This is a genomic window from Kitasatospora sp. NPDC058492, from assembly GCF_042720685.1.
GTDB lineage: Bacteria > Actinomycetota > Actinomycetes > Streptomycetales > Streptomycetaceae > Kitasatospora.
In genome coordinates, this window is the sequence record NZ_JBHXMU010000006.1 from 163,357 (window position 1) to 177,589 (window position 14,233).

Genomic DNA, 14,233 nt, shown 5'->3' on the forward strand with positions numbered 1-14,233 from the left:
GGGTCCGCCCCCTCCTTATTCCGCGTGGGGCCCGGCGGCGTTATCCACCCTACCCACCACGGACCCCCCCCCCGGGCGGCCCCGGGCCCTTGCGCCGGCTTCCGGGAGGCCGTCGCAGGGCCATGCCGCTTGGCTCCCCGAGGGGGCTACCGCGAGCCGGTCGGCTGTCGCGGTTCTGTTTTCGCATCATCTTCCCTTGCCAACAATCCTCAGCCATCGTCTTGACCTCCACGTGCGAGTACGCTTCGAGAGCGTAGGCAACGACACTGACAACCAGCCCTGGGGCAAGGAGAGATGGCAGCGACGCATCGGCTGTTCGACGGCGCCTCTACCGATCGAACTGAATCAATCAGGCCCCTCGCCCGCTAATCACTGCAGGTCAGGAAGTATCGGCCCCGCGCTCGCGGGGGTTGCTCGCTTCCTGCTCGCGGCGGGCCCGCGCGTCCTCGATCGGCCCCGCGCTCGCGGGGGTTGCTCCGTCGACAACCCGCGCATCCCCGCCGTCAGCGCATCGGCCCCGCGCTCGCGGGGGTTGCTCCGCTCCTCGATGAAGCGCGCCCGACAAGCCGCAATCGGCCCCGCGCTCGCGGGGGTTGCTCCCGTGTCACGGCCTCGTCCGCCTTGTTGAGGATATCGGCCCCGCGCTCGCGGGGGTTGCTCCCCGGTCACCGACGACGTAGCGGCGGCGGCGTGATCGGCCCCGCGCTCGCGGGGGTTGCTCGGAAGAGGGCACTAAGCCGATGGCCTGGTATCTATCGGCCCCGCGCTCGCGGGGGTTGCTCCCACAGGTCGCCGCACAGGTCCTCGGCGGTGTCATCGGCCCCGCGCTCGCGGGGGTTGCTCCTGGCTTGGTACCGGAGGGTGTCATGGGGCTAGATCGGCCCCGCGCTCGCGGGGGTTGCTCCCCGTGGTGCTGGAGCAGGGTTCCGTCCGGCCGATCGGCCCCGCGCTCGCGGGGGTTGCTCAACCAACGCCTCCTCCGGCTCACACACCCGCAGATCGGCCCCGCGCTCGCGGGGGTTGCTCCGTGCCGCTGTTTCACAAGGCGCTGCGCTACGCATCGGCCCCGCGCTCGCGGGGGTTGCTCCTTCGGCCGCCCCTACACGGAGGCGCCGGACGGATCGGCCCCGCGCTCGCGGGGGTTGCTCCACCTCACGCTCCCGGCCGGAGAGGCCGGACACATCGGCCCCGCGCTCGCGGGGGTTGCTCTCGGGCCGCCGCCCTCCTCGACGACCACGGTCAATCGGCCCCGCGCTCGCGGGGGTTGCTCCGCGGCCCCCGAGGCCGGCCGCCCGGTCGCCGTATCGGCCCCGCGCTCGCGGGGGTTGCTCCCGGGAGATCGTCACCGTATGCGCCCTGTACGGATCGGCCCCGCGCTCGCGGGGGTTGCTCCCTGGTCAAGGCGTACGGGACAGCCGACGTGTAATCGGCCCCGCGCTCGCGGGGGTTACTCCGTCGTGCGGGACGCGTCATCGGGGTCGGGGGTATCGGCCCCGCGCTCGCGGGGATTGCTCCGGCGTGCTGGTGGACAGGATGCGCTCGCCGGAATCGGCCCCGCGCTCGCGGGGGTTGCTCCCGTGCGGACACGGTTCGAGCCCGCGATCCGCTATCGGCCCCGCGCTCGCGGGGGTTGCTCCTGCGAATTACGGCGGGCACGGCTCCGCCACTGATCGGCCCCACGCTCGCGGGGGTTGTTCCCTTGCCCGGCACCTGGGGGTGGAGCCGGTGCGATCGGCCCCGCGCTCGCGGGGGTTGCTCCGATCCGGGCCGGGGCGGGGAACGGCGAGCGCCATCGGCCCCGCGCTCGCGGGGGTTGCTCCGCCGTACAGCCCAAGGACGACGGCCCGAGATATCGGCCCCGCGCTCGCGGGGGTTGCTCGGTGCGCTTCGGTGCGCAGCTCGTCGATCTGCTATCGGCCCCGCGCTCGCGGGGGTTGCTCGGTGTCGGTCAGATCCCGGCGGATGCGGGCGTCATCGGCCCCGCGCTCGCGGGGGTTGCTCTACATGTACACGAAAGCCGAGTTGACCCGCGCGGTCGGCCCCGCGCTCGCGGGGATTGCTCCTGCGCGAGCAGCAGAAGCACGTCATCACCGTCATCGGCCCCGGGCTCTCGGGGGTTGCTCCGGCTGGGTACGCCTGGACTGGGTGCTGCCCATGTCGGCCCCGCGCTCGCGGGGTTGCTCCACTCTGTATTCACGGTCGACGTCCATGTGGGGTCCTCAGCCTCCCGGTGATGTCCCTTGCTGTCGCCGAGGGCGGTGGCTGGTGAGTTCCTGCCGCCGGTCGGGGGAGGGCTTCAAGCCGTTGCGCGCCTTCGAGGTCCGCTTGGTGCTCTTGGCCTTGCGCGGGCGCTTGTGGCCTGCGTCCGCCTGGCCGTGTCGGTGCTGGCTGCTCGGAGGATCGCGGGCGGTTCGGGGAAGACCGCAAGCCCCGCTGCGCCCCGCGCAGCGGAGGCCGGGGCGGCGCCGTTCCAGCGGGCCCGGGGCCGCAGCGCTTACCCGGCCTACACCTGAGAAGCGCCGGAGCCGCACACGTACGGTGCCCGGCCGGCGGCCGCGTGGCGGAGGAGGGTGAGGGCCTGTTCGGAGGGGGAGTTGGCGGGGGTGGTGCACACGATGAGCGCCTGGTCTGGTGAGCGGGCGATGGACAGGGTCTGCTGGGTCACCGTGACCGTGCCGACGACGGGGTGGTGCAGCTCGTAGGACGAGGCGTCGCACGGCACTACGCGGTGGTCTGCCCACAGGGCGACGAACTCCTGGCTCTTCATGGTCAGTTCGCCGATCAGACCCGCGAGCAGCGCGTCCTCCGGATGTCTGCCGACGGCGATGCGCAGGTTGCCGACCACCGCGCGTGCCTTGCGTTCCCAGTCCGCGTACAGGTCTCGGCAGTGCAGGTCGAGGAAGAGCATCCGGCTCATGTTCGGTCGTCGTGCCGGGTCGTCCGGGCTGAGGAGGTCGAGGTGGCCGGCCAGCAGGGCGTGTCCGAGGGTGTTCCAGGCCAGGACGTCGGTGCGGCGGCCGAGCACGATCGCGGGGACGCCGTCGACGGCGCGGAGGAGGTCCCGGGTTTCGTCGGCGAGCTTCTCGGGCCGTGGGCGGCGTGGCCGGGGCGTGTGGCGGGCGGTGTCGGCGAGCCGGTCGAGGTGGGCGCGCTCGTGGGTGTCGAGCAGGAGTGCGCCGGCGATGGCGTCGAGTACCTCGGCGGAGGCCCCGCGGGACAGGCCCTGTTCGAGCCGGGTGTAGTAGGAGACGCTGACGCCCGCGAGTTGGGCCAGTTCTTCGCGCCGGAGCCCGGCCACCCGTCTGCGGGGCCCGAGGTCGCGCAGGCCGACGTCCTCGGGCCGCAGCTGCGCCCGTCGGGCTTGGAGGAAGGCGCCGAGTGGGCCTGGTCCGTTCATCGCCCCAGTATTCGGTGGCGGCCCGGTCCCTGCCACACCCTGCGAGGGGTAGGACAAGCCGGGAGTGGTTGGTGCCCGTCCGGGTGTCCAGGATCGGTCTCATTCGGCCACCAACTCGGCCGCGTATCCCGGACCCGAGGACGGACCGCATGGATCAGAACATGAACGAGAGCATGGACCAGAACATGGATCAGGACCCCGACCAGATCACCCTGGGCGACGTCACCGTCACCCGCGTCAAGGAGTTCTACGGCTCGGCCGGGCTGGCGCCGGGCCAGTTCTTCCCGGACAGCCCCGACGGTTCGTGGGACGAGCACCGCGACTGGCTGGTGCCCGACTTCTGGGACCCGGAGACGGACGAGTGCCGTACGGCGATCCAGTCCTGGCTGCTGCGCAGCGAGGGGCGCACGATCCTCGTGGACACCGGCGTGGGCAACCACAAGGACCGTCCTTACGCGCCGGTGTGGAGCCGCCTGGACACGGGCTACCTCGACAACCTCGCCGCTGCCGGCGTGCGGCCCGAGGACGTCGACGTCGTGGTCAACACCCATCTGCACGTCGATCACGTGGGCTGGAACACCCGCCTGGACGGCCGGGACTGGGTGCCGACCTTCCCGAACGCCACGTATCTGATGCCCCGGCGGGACTTCGAGTTCTGGGACCCGGCCAACGGGCACAGGAGCGTACTGGGCCGGGGGAACCAGAACGTGTTCGAGGACAGCGTCGCGCCGGTCCACGCGGCGGGGCTGACACACCTGTGGGACGGGACGTACCGGATCGACGGGAATCTGCGTCTCGATCTCGCTCCCGGGCACACTCCCGGCTCGTCCGTGCTCACCCTGGAGTCCGGCGGCGACCAGGCCCTGTTCGTCGGGGATCTGGTGCACACCGCGTTGCAGATCGCGGAGCCGGAGACCAATTCCTGTTTCTGCGAGGACCCGGCGGAGTCCCGCGCGACCCGGCGCAGGCTGCTCGGCCGCGCCGCCGAGAACAACGCGCTCGTCCTCCCTGCGCACTTCGGCGGCCGAGGGGCGATGGAGGTCGCGCGCAGCGGGTCGAAGTTCGCGATCAAGGAGTGGGCGGGTTTCTCCCGGATCTCCTGACGTCCTGATCTCCTGACGTCCCGTCCGGAGATCCCTCAAACCATGTCCCTTTCCAGAGAGGAAGTCATCCCGTGTCCCGACAGGCAGATCCGGTCGCCGAAACCCCGGCGGGCGCCGTGCGCGGCGTCCGTGACGAGTCCGGCGAGCGCTTCCGCGCCCTTCCGTACGCGGCGGCGCCGGTCGGTGCCGGCCGGTTCGCCGCGCCCGCGCCGCACCCGGGCTGGTCGGGTGTCCGTGACGGCAGCAGGCCCTCGCCGACCGCTCCCCAGCCGGCCCGGGACTTCGGCCGGCTCGACATGAGCCCCTACTTCGGGCCGGGCTGGGTGCCCGGCGAGGAGTACCTGACCGTCGACGTCCACACGCCGGCCGCCGACGGGGGCGGGCGCCCCGTCATGGTCTTCGTGCACGGCGGCGGGTTCGTCACCGGTTCGAACCGTGCGGCGCTCTACGGCGGCGGCGCGTTCGCCCGCGACGGCGTCGTCCTGGTGACGGTGAACTACCGCCTCGGCGTGCCGGGGTTCCTGGAGCTGGCGGGTGCTCCGGCCAACCGCGGGCTGCTCGACGTGCTCGCCGCGCTCAGGTGGGTGCGGGGCTCGGTGGCGGCCTTCGGTGGCGACCCGGGGAACGTCACGGTCTTCGGCCAGTCCGCGGGTGCCACGCTCGTCGGCGCGCTGCTCGCGACTCCGGCGGCCGCCGGTCTGTTCCGGCGGGCGATCGTCCAGAGCGGCAACGGCTGCGGCGCGTTCACGCCGGAGCAGGCGCAGCGGGTCACCGCCGCGGTGGCGGCCGCGCTGGGCGTCGAGCCGACCGTGGAGGCGTTCGCCCTGGTCCCGGACGAGCGTTTCGTGGCGGTCCTGCCCGCGCTGGCCGGCCTGGATCTGCGGACCGGCACCGCTTCGGACCCGCTGGCCGGGCTCAGCCCGTTCAGCCTGGTCCTGCCGGCGCAGCCCGCCGACGCCCTCGCCGACGGCCCGGCCGCCGACGTCGATCTGCTCATCGGCACCACCACCGAGGAGGGGCACCTCTACGTCGTCCCGCAGGGCGGTCTGGGGTCCACCACGGACGCCGACGTGCTCGCCGTCGCCGCCCGGGTGCACGCGGACCCGGAGGCCGCCCTGGCCGCGCACCGCGCGGTTCGGCCGGGTGCGACACCGGGCGAGCTGCGCTCCGCTGTGCTCGGCCAGGCCCTGTTCGAGACCGGTACGGAGCGTCTGGCGCAGGCGCACGCGCGGGTCTCGGGCGGCCGTACGCACCGTTACTCGTTCGGGTACCGCTCGACGGCCCTGGGCGGGCGGCTCGGCGCCGCCCACACCGTCGAACTGCCCTTCGTGTTCGACGTCGCCGACGAACCGTGGCTGCACGGCGACACCGGGCTGCTCGGACCCGAACCCGCCCCGGCGGGGCTCGCAGCCCGGGTCCACGGTGCCTGGGTCGCGTTCGCCGGCACCGGGGACCCGGGCTGGGCCGCCTACGACCTGCGGCGACCCGTGGTGGAGGCCTTCGGCGGCTGAGCGCCGCCAGCAACCGCCAGGGGCTGCCAGTGGCCGCCCGAGACATGGCTCCCCCGAGGCCGGACGGGGGACGCGGACCTGGCTACTTCGGGTCCACGGTCCACCGTTCGGGCCTCGCCTCACCCAACGCCGAAGAGGTCACTCGGCCCTCAGCGGTTTGACGATCGTGTGGGTGATGATCTGTCCCTGGATGGTCTTGTTCCCTAGAGTCTGCTGACCGACCTGCTTGGCGGCGGGCTTGGCAACGGGCTTGGCGGCGACAGGCTGGGCGGGGGCCTCGGCGGTGGTGGTCTCGTCGGGCTGGTCGTCGGACATGGGCAGTCTCCTTCTGTTGTGCTCCGATCAGGCGTAGTCGATCTTGCCGTCCGAAGTCCTGGAACAGCCAGTCGATTACGAGCCATGGTCATCAGCAGCCGTAGCCGACCAGGCACACCAGCCCGGTGATCTTCAACTACGGGGTGCGAACAGCTCATTGGCTCTCCCCCAGCTGTCCGTCCACCCGGGTCGCCGGGTCGCCGGTGGTCGCGGGCCCGGTCAGGCGACCAGGCGCAGCCAGGCTGCCGCGAGTGCGGCGTGGCCGGCGGGCGTCGGGTGGACGCCGTCCTCGGACCAGTGTTCCGGGCCGGCCGCGGCGGCGAGTTCGGCGAACATGCCGTCGGCGGCGAGCAGGTGCGCGCCGTAGGTGCGGGCGAGCTTGCGCACGGCCTGGATCTTGGGGTCCAGGTCGGTGCGCCATTGCTGCCGCTGATGCTCTCCGATGAAGGCGGCGCCGGCCTCGATGACGCCGTGGATGGGCAGGAGGAACGGCTCGATGAGCATCAGCTGCGCGCCCGCCTCGGCGAGGGGCGCGAGCAGGCGGTCGTAGCCCGCTTCGAACTCCTCTGCGGGGATCACGCGCCCCGCCGGGTCCAGCGTGTGCCAGCCCATGTCGTTGACTCCGACGAGGATCGACACCACGTCCGGGCGGGCGTCGAGCACGTCGGTCTGCCAGCGGGCTTCGAGGTTCATCACCTTGTCGCCCGCGTTCCCGGTGTTCAGCCAGGTCACGGGCCGGTCCGGGTGCCGGAAGCCCCACTCGCCCGCGACGCGCAGCGGGTAGCCGTACCCGAGGCCGTCTTCGCTCTGCTGCCGTTGGCAGTCGGTGATCGAGTCGCCGGTGAACATCACGGTGCTTCCCGGTCGGATGGTGATCGTCATGTGCGCTCCTTGAACGTGAATATGGAGGCGGGCGTGGACGTGGACGTGAATTCGGTTGACGTGGAAGTGAATTCGGGCGAGGAGAGGCAAGGCCGGACCTCTCGAAGGTGCCGGACCTCGCCGTCATCGGGCTGACAAGCGCCGCCATGTCACCGCCATGCCCCCGTCATCGCGCTGACGGCCCCCGAGGCCGGTGGGCCGCCGCCACCCGGGCCGGTGGCTTTTCTGCTTCAGTCGAGGATTCAGAGGATTCGACAGCCCCGCGGATCCGACAGCAGAAGCCGCGAGACCGAGGTGCGGATGACGTCCAGCCCAGTTCCCAGTCCGTCCGCCAGCCCCTCTCCCAACCCTCCGGAGCGTGCGTCGGGCCGCTCGGCCGGCCGTCCGCTCGTGCCCGGTGCGGTCGCGTTGTCCGGGGTCAGCAAGGCGTTCGGCGTGGTCAGCGCCGTGGACGGGATCGATCTGGAGATCAGGCCGGGCGAGTTCTTCTCGATGCTCGGGCCGTCCGGGTCGGGAAAGACCACGGTGCTGCGCATGATCGCGGGCTTCGAGGCGCCGAGCGCCGGCCGGGTGCTGCTGGGCGGGGTCGACGTCACCGGCTTGCCCGCGTTCGACCGCGACGTCAACACGGTGTTCCAGGATTACGCCCTCTTTCCGCATCTGTCGGTGTGGCAGAACGTCGAGTACGGGCTGAAGGTCAAGCGGGTGCCGCGGGCGGAGCGGGCCGCACGGGTGGCCGAGGCGCTGGCGAGCGTGCAGTTGCCCTCCTTCGGTGATCGGCGCCCGGCCGAACTGTCCGGCGGGCAGCGCCAGCGGGTCGCGCTGGCCCGCGCGCTGGTCAACCGCCCGTCCGTGCTGCTGCTCGACGAGCCGCTCGGCGCCCTCGACCTGAAGCTCCGGCTGGAGATGCAGCTCGAACTCCAGCAGATCCAGCGCGAGGCCGGGATCACCTTCGTCCTCGTGACCCACGACCAGGACGAGGCGCTCACGATGAGCGACCGGATCGCGGTCCTCAACGCCAGCCGGATCGAGCAGGTCGGCACTCCCGCCGAGGTGTACGAGCGGCCGGCCACCGCGTTCGTGGCGGGCTTCGTCGGCACCTCGAACCTGCTCCGGGGCGCCTGCGCCGAGCAGGTCTTCGGCCGGCCCGGGACGTACTCGGTGCGCCCCGAGAAGATCCGCATCGCCCGTGCGGAGGACCCGCCGGGGCCCGACGAGTACGGCGTCACCGGGACGATCGGCGAGGTCGTCTACGCCGGCGCGCAGACCCGCTTCCTGGTCGACCTGGCGGCGGGCGGCCGGCTGGTGGCCGTCCGGCAGAACCTCGACGGCTCCGGTCTCGACGGCTCCGGTCTCGACGACTCCGGTGCCGACGCCTCCCGCCGCCGGGGGGCGAGCGTCCTCCTGGCCTGGCGGCGACACCACACCGTCCGTATCGACAACTCCTGACCCTCAACCCTTGACGAAAGCGATCGAGTTCATGAGCACAACGCGCCCCCTACGCCGCCGGACCCTGCTTCGCCGCCCCCGCCGCCCCCGCCTCCACCGCCGCCCCCTGAGCGCCCTGGCGGCCGCGGCCGCCCTGCTGCTTCCCGTGGCGTGCGCGTCGAACTCCGGTGGCGGCGGCGGCACGGGCACCGGGTTCACCGCACCGGACATCCCCGCGCAGAAGTCCCTCGGCCCGGGCGAGGGCACCGTCAACATCGTCGCCTGGGCCGGCTACGTCGAGTACGGGCAGGACAACAAGGCCGTCGACTGGGTCACCCCGTTCATCCGGCAGACCGGCTGCAAGGTGAGCCTCAAGGTGGCGGGCACCTCGGACGAGATGGTCGCGCTGATGAAGACCGGCCAGTACGACACCGTCTCGGCTTCCGGTGACGCGACGCTGCGCCTGATCGCGGGCGGCGACGTCGCGCCCGTCAACACCGCGCTCGTCCCCAACTATGCCGATATCTACCCCGGGTTGAAGAACCGCCCGTGGAACTCGGTCAAGGACGTACCGTACGGAATCCCGCACGGGCGCGGCGCCAACCTGCTGATGTACAACACCGACAAGGTCACCCCCGCGCCGACCTCCTGGGGTGCGGTCTTCACCCCGGACTCGCCCTACGCCGGGCACCTCACCGCGTACGACAGTCCGATCTACATCGCGGATGCCGCGCTGTACCTGATGAGGACCAGGCCCGAGCTCGGCATCAGGAACCCCTACGCCCTGACCTCCTCCCAACTGGACGCCGCGGTGGCACTGCTCAAGGTCCAGAAGAAGCAGGTCGGCTCCTACTGGAGCGACTACACCAAGGAGCAGGCGGCGTTCGACTCCGGCGACGCCCTGATCGGCACCACCTGGGAGGTGATCCAGCAGGCGGTCGCCGCCGACGGCAGGGTGCGGACGCAGGCGGTCCTGCCCGTCGAGGGTTCCACCGGCTGGTCCGACACCTGGATGGTCTCGGCGCACGCCCAGCACCCCAACTGCGCCTACGCGTGGATGGACTACATCGTCTCGCCGTCGGCCAACGCGCAGGTCGCCGAGTACTTCGGCGAGGCCCCGGCCAACTCCAAGGCCTGCGCGCAGATCACCGACAACCCGGGCTTCTGCGCCGACTACCACGCCACCGACGAGAACTGGTGGAAGGACGTCTACTACTGGACCACGCCCACCGCGCAGTGCGCCGACGGCAGCGGCCGCGACGACTGCACCGCGTACGCCCAGTGGGTCACCGCCTGGAACGGGATCAAGAGCTCTTGAGCGCCCCTGCCCCGGCGCACACCCCCGCGCGCACCCCGACACGCACCCCGATGCGCCGGCTGGCCGGGCTGCTCGACCGGCGCCCCGGTCTGCGGCTCGCGGCGCTGCTGGCGGCGCCGATGACCTGGCTGGTGCTGGCGTACCTCGGCTCGCTGGCGGTCCTCCTGCTGTCCGCGTTCTGGACCACCAACGCGTTCACCTCCGCCGTCGAGCAGCGCTGGACCGTCGACAACTTCCGGTCGCTGCTGACCGATCCCCAGTACCGGACGGTCGCCGTGCGTACGCTGGGCATCGCGGTGTCGGTGACGGTGATCGACGCGGTGGTCGCCCTCCCGATGGCCTTCTTCATCGCCCGCGTCGCTCGACCCGGGAGCCGGCGCCTGCTGCTGGTGGCGGTGCTGACGCCGCTGTGGGCCGGCTACCTGGTCAAGGCCTACGCCTGGTGGGTGATGCTCAGCCACGGCGGTGTCCTGGACTGGGTCGCCGCCCCCTTCGGCGGGCACTCCCCCGGTTTCGGCGTGCCGGCGGTGGTCATGGTGCTCGCGTACCTGTGGCTGCCCTACATGGTGCTGCCGCTGTGCACCGCGTTCGGGCAGCTGCCGGACAGCCTGCTCGCCGCGGCGGCGGACCTCGGCGCCGGCCCCTGGCGGACCCTGCGCACGGTGGTGCTGCCGCTGGCCAGGCCGGCGCTCATCGCCGGGTCGGTCTTCACCTTCTCGCTGAGCCTGGGCGACTACCTGACGGTGCAGATCGTCGGCGGCACCACGTCCATGCTCGGCAACGTCATCGCGTCCAACGTGACGCTGAACCTGCCCCTGGCGGCCGCGGTGTCCTGCGTCCCGGTGCTGCTGATCGTGGGCTACCTGCTCGCCGTGCGCCGCACCGGCGCGCTGGACAGTCTGTGAGGCCGACGCCCTGATGCAACTCTCCCGCGGTGCCCGGATCCTGCTCCGGACGGCGACAGCCCTGGGGTTCGCCGTCATCTACGCCCCGCTGCTGCTGGTCCTGGTGAACTCCTTCAACGCCTCGCGCTCCTTCGCCTGGCCGCCGTCCGGCTTCAGCACCCGCTGGTGGACGGCCGCCTGGCAGGAGACCGGGCTGCGCGAGGCGCTGGCCACGTCGCTGAAGGCCGGGCTCGGAGCCACCGGGGTGGCGCTGGTCCTGGGCACCATGGCGGCCTTCGCCGCGACCCGGTACCGGTTCTTCGGCCGGCAGTCGGTCTCCTTCCTGCTGATCCTGCCGATCGCCCTGCCCGGCATCGTCACCGGCATCGCGCTCAACGCCGCGTTCCGCACCGTGCTGACCCCGCTCGGGGTGGGCTTCGGCCTGTTCACCGTGGTCGTCGGGCACGCCACCTTCTGCATCGTGGTGGTGTTCAACAACGTGTCGGCGCGGCTGCGGCGCATCGCGCCGTCGGCCGAGGAGGCGTCGGCGGACCTCGGGGCGGACACCTTCCAGACCTTCTGGCACGTCACGCTGCCCGCCGTGCGCGGCGCGCTGCTCGCCGGGGCGCTGCTGGCCTTCGCGCTCTCCTTCGACGAGATCGTGGTGACCACCTTCACCGCGGGCCCCGGCACCCGGACGCTGCCGCTGTGGATCTTCGAGAACCTGGCCCGGCCCAACCAGGGCCCGGTGGTGGATGTCGTGGCCTCGGTGCTGATCGTCCTGGCCGTCCTGCCGGTCTACCTGGCGCAGCGCCTGTCCGGCGAGCCGCTGGAGGGGCACGGCCCCCGAGCGGCCCCCGGCCGCAGGCGCTCGCGGGGGGGGCGCGCCGGGCGCCGGGACCGCGCCGGGCACCAGGGCCGCGCCGGATTCCGTCGGCGCGGCCCCGCTCAGGACGAGCACGCCCAGAACGAGCCCGCTAAGGCAGCTGTACCGGGGTGAAGGTGCCCGCCGGGGTGTCGGCGAGGGCGCCGTTCATGGCGTCGCGCCAGATCGGGCCGGCCAGGGTGCCGCCGAAGGCCTGGCCCACGACGGTGCCGCCGATGCGCTGGCCGTCCAGGGGCTTGGGGTTGTCGGTGTCGCTGACGACGGTGGCGCCGGCCATCTCGGGGGTGTAGCCGACGAACCAGACCTGGCGGCTCGCGTCGGTGGTGCCGGTCTTGCCGGCGCTGTCGCGGCTGCTGAGGCCGGCGGTCTGGCCGGTGCCGTCCTCGACGACGCCCTTGAGCATCGCGGTGACGGTGTCGGCGGTGGTGGTCGACATCACGGCGGAGCAGTTCGCCTGCGGCACCGCGAGCTGCTTGCCGTCGGGGCCGGTCACCGAGGCGATGGCGGTCGGCGCGCAGTAGGTGCCGTGGGCGGCGAAGGCCGCGTAGACGCCGGCCATCTCCAGCGGGGTCAGGTCGTTGCTGCCGAGCGTCATCGACGGGACGACCTGGAGCTTCTCGCCGCCCGCCTGCTGGGTGATGCCGAGCTTGTTGGTCATCTGGGCGACGTTGCAGAGCCCGGCGTCGCCCTCCAGCTTGGCGAAGTAGGTGTTGACGGACTGCGCCATGGCCGTCTTCATGTCGAACTGGCCGGTGAGGCTCTGGCTGTCGTTGTGCACCTGCCCGGCGGAGGGGAACCGGCCGCCGGAGCAGTCCGTCATCGCCGGCCACGGGATGCTGTAGTCGGTGGTGTAGCTCTGGCTCGGCGAGATGCCGTTCTCCAGGGCCGCCGCGGCGACGATCGGTTTGAACGTCGAGCCGGTCGGGAAGCCGAGCCCGCCGCCCATGGCCTTGCCGACGTTGTAGTTGATCTGGGTCTGGTGCTGCTTGCCGTCGACTCCGTACGGGCGGCTCTGGCCCATCGCGAGGATCTTGCCGGTGCCCGGCTCGACGATGCTCATCGCGGTCGCGGCCTGGTCGCCGGCGTTCACGTGGGCGGTGACGGAGGCGTAGAGCGAGGCCTGGGCCTTGGGGTCGAGGGTGGTGTGGATCTGGAGGCCGCCGCGCTTCCACACCGCCTGCCGTTCGGCCGCCGACTTGCCGAAGGCCGGGTCGGTGAGCACCGTCTGGCGCACGTAGTCGCAGAAGAAGCCCTCGCCCTGCTTGGCCAGGATGCAGCCCTGCTGCGGCGCCTGGACGTTGAGCCCGAGCGGGGTCGCGATGGCCTGCTGGGCCTGGTCCTTGGTGATGTGCCCGTACTCGGCCATCTTGCGCAGCACGGTGTCGCGCCGGTCCTTCGCCGCGGTCGGGTTGACCGTCGGGTCGTAGCCGGTGGGCGACTGCACCAGGCCGGCGAGCAGCGCGGCCTGCGGCAGGGTGAGGTCCTTGGCGTGCACGCCGAAGTAGCGCCGCGCTGCCGACTCGATGCCGTAGGCCTTCTCGCCGAAGAAGGTGATGTTCAGGTAGTTGGTGAGGATCTGGTCCTTGCTCAGGGTCTCCTCGACCTTGATCGCGTACTTCAGTTCCTGGATCTTGCGGCCGACGGTCTGGCGCTGCGCCTCGGCCACCTTCTGCGGGTCGTCGCCCGCCTCGTCGACGAAGACGTTCTTCACGTACTGCTGGGTCAGGGTGGACGCGCCCTGCGCGGTGCCGCCGGAGGTGGCGTTCTTGTCCAGGGCGCGCAGCACGCCCTTGAGGTCGATCGCGCCGTGCTCGTAGAAGCGGTTGTCCTCGACGTCGACGAGTGCGGTCTTCACCAGCGGGGATATCTGGTCCGCCGGGACGACGGTGCGGTCGCGGTCGTACACGGTGGCGATCGTGCCGCCCTGCGCGTCGAGGATCGTCGAGGCCTGTGAGAGCGCCGGGGTCTTGAAGTCGTCGGGCAGGCTCTGGAAGTCGTCGGCCGCCGACCGGGCGCCGAGCCCGGCGGCCGCCACCGCGGGCAGGGCTATGCCCGCCGCCACGATCCCGGCGATCACGCTCACCCCGATCAGCCGCGTTCCGTGCCCCAGTTTCCGCATCTCCATCGCCTCCCGCTTCTCCGCCATGTCGTGCGCGACGTTACGTGCGCGTCATGAGGAACTCCTTGGGAGGCGGACCCCGCCGTGTCACAGCCCTGTGACAGTCCGCCGCTCGCCTCGGGTTCTGGCGGTTGTCGCGACACCCCGTCCAGCCCAGCTCCGGCGAACTCCGCGAAGTCCGTCATCCGAGGCGGCGGAATTGACACTTCCTGCCGTTGGCGCCGGAGAGGGCAAGGGCGGTCTTTCCGAATCCGGCAGCCCCGGGGGGAGGCTCCCGCGAAACCCGGGGCGACAAATTCGCCCGTGGCGGGCCCGAGCCTGCTAGAGTCGTACGAGTTGCAGTAGTGGTTCCCATGGACTTTGTGTGCGCCTGCTGATGTTTTGCAGGCG

General features: G+C 71.8%; 10 protein-coding genes, 1 pseudogene and 1 CRISPR repeat array. Of the genes and pseudogenes, 6 read left to right on the top strand and 5 right to left on the bottom strand.

What is annotated here, in order from left to right; genetic code table 11:
* Window positions 1-388: 388 nt before the first annotated feature.
* A CRISPR array of direct repeats spans window positions 389-2,184; the repeat unit is 28 nt; unit sequence ATCGGCCCCGCGCTCGCGGGGGTTGCTC.
* A gap of 319 nt (window positions 2,185-2,503) precedes the next feature.
* The gene (locus tag ACFWPI_RS06495) at window positions 2,504-3,397 is read right to left on the bottom strand and encodes a helix-turn-helix domain-containing protein (RefSeq protein ID WP_380368645.1); all 894 of its coding nucleotides are present in this window, start codon (window positions 3,395-3,397) and stop codon (window positions 2,504-2,506) included.
* Window positions 3,398-3,582: 185 nt separating this feature from the next.
* Between ACFWPI_RS06495 and ACFWPI_RS06500 the strand changes: the two genes are divergently transcribed.
* Together ACFWPI_RS06500 and ACFWPI_RS06505 are read left to right on the top strand one after the other, a co-directional pair.
* On the top strand, window positions 3,583-4,500 hold the full coding sequence (locus tag ACFWPI_RS06500) for an MBL fold metallo-hydrolase (RefSeq protein ID WP_380368727.1): 918 nt from the start codon (window positions 3,583-3,585) through the stop codon (window positions 4,498-4,500).
* Window positions 4,501-4,571: 71 nt separating this feature from the next.
* On the top strand, window positions 4,572-6,011 hold the full coding sequence (locus tag ACFWPI_RS06505) for a carboxylesterase/lipase family protein (protein WP_380368648.1): 1,440 nt from the start codon (window positions 4,572-4,574) through the stop codon (window positions 6,009-6,011).
* Window positions 6,012-6,149: 138 nt separating this feature from the next.
* On the opposite strand, the gene ACFWPI_RS06510 is transcribed toward ACFWPI_RS06505, so the two are convergent.
* The 3 genes from ACFWPI_RS06510 to ACFWPI_RS06520 all read right to left on the bottom strand — a co-directional run bounded on the left by ACFWPI_RS06510 (window position 6,150) and on the right by ACFWPI_RS06520 (window position 7,744).
* A complete protein-coding gene (locus ACFWPI_RS06510) occupies window positions 6,150-6,326 on the bottom strand; it encodes a hypothetical protein (protein WP_380368650.1) in 177 nt (58 codons plus the stop codon).
* Window positions 6,327-6,545: 219 nt separating this feature from the next.
* Complete coding sequence (locus tag ACFWPI_RS06515) at window positions 6,546-7,208, bottom strand: GDSL-type esterase/lipase family protein (protein ID WP_380368653.1); 663 nt, start codon at window positions 7,206-7,208, stop codon at window positions 6,546-6,548.
* A gap of 242 nt (window positions 7,209-7,450) precedes the next feature.
* The gene (locus ACFWPI_RS06520) at window positions 7,451-7,744 is read right to left on the bottom strand and encodes a hypothetical protein (protein WP_380424629.1); all 294 of its coding nucleotides are present in this window, start codon (window positions 7,742-7,744) and stop codon (window positions 7,451-7,453) included.
* On the opposite strand from ACFWPI_RS06520, the gene ACFWPI_RS06525 reads away from it, so the two are divergent.
* From ACFWPI_RS06525 to ACFWPI_RS06540, 4 genes and pseudogenes are all read left to right on the top strand, one after another.
* Window positions 7,656-8,657, top strand: a complete 1,002-nt coding sequence (locus tag ACFWPI_RS06525) for an ABC transporter ATP-binding protein (protein ID WP_380424626.1) — start codon at window positions 7,656-7,658, stop codon at window positions 8,655-8,657. The two genes, ACFWPI_RS06520 and ACFWPI_RS06525, sit on opposite strands and share 89 nt — an antisense overlap.
* 31 nt (window positions 8,658-8,688) lie before the next feature.
* A complete protein-coding gene (locus ACFWPI_RS06530; protein ID WP_380368658.1) occupies window positions 8,689-9,954 on the top strand; it encodes an ABC transporter substrate-binding protein in 1,266 nt (421 codons plus the stop codon).
* Window positions 9,955-10,004: 50 nt separating this feature from the next.
* Window positions 10,005-10,859 carry an ABC transporter permease gene (locus ACFWPI_RS06535; RefSeq protein ID WP_380368731.1) on the top strand — a complete coding sequence of 285 codons (855 nt, stop codon included), beginning with the start codon at window positions 10,005-10,007 and terminating at the stop codon, window positions 10,857-10,859.
* Between the two features lie 13 nt (window positions 10,860-10,872).
* Window positions 10,873-11,676: pseudogene (locus tag ACFWPI_RS06540) on the top strand (ABC transporter permease); the annotation flags it as partial.
* 139 nt (window positions 11,677-11,815) lie between these two features.
* On the opposite strand, the gene ACFWPI_RS06545 reads toward ACFWPI_RS06540, so the two are convergent.
* Window positions 11,816-13,870, bottom strand: a complete 2,055-nt coding sequence (locus ACFWPI_RS06545) for a transglycosylase domain-containing protein (RefSeq protein WP_380368661.1) — start codon at window positions 13,868-13,870, stop codon at window positions 11,816-11,818.
* Window positions 13,871-14,233 lie beyond the last annotated feature (363 nt).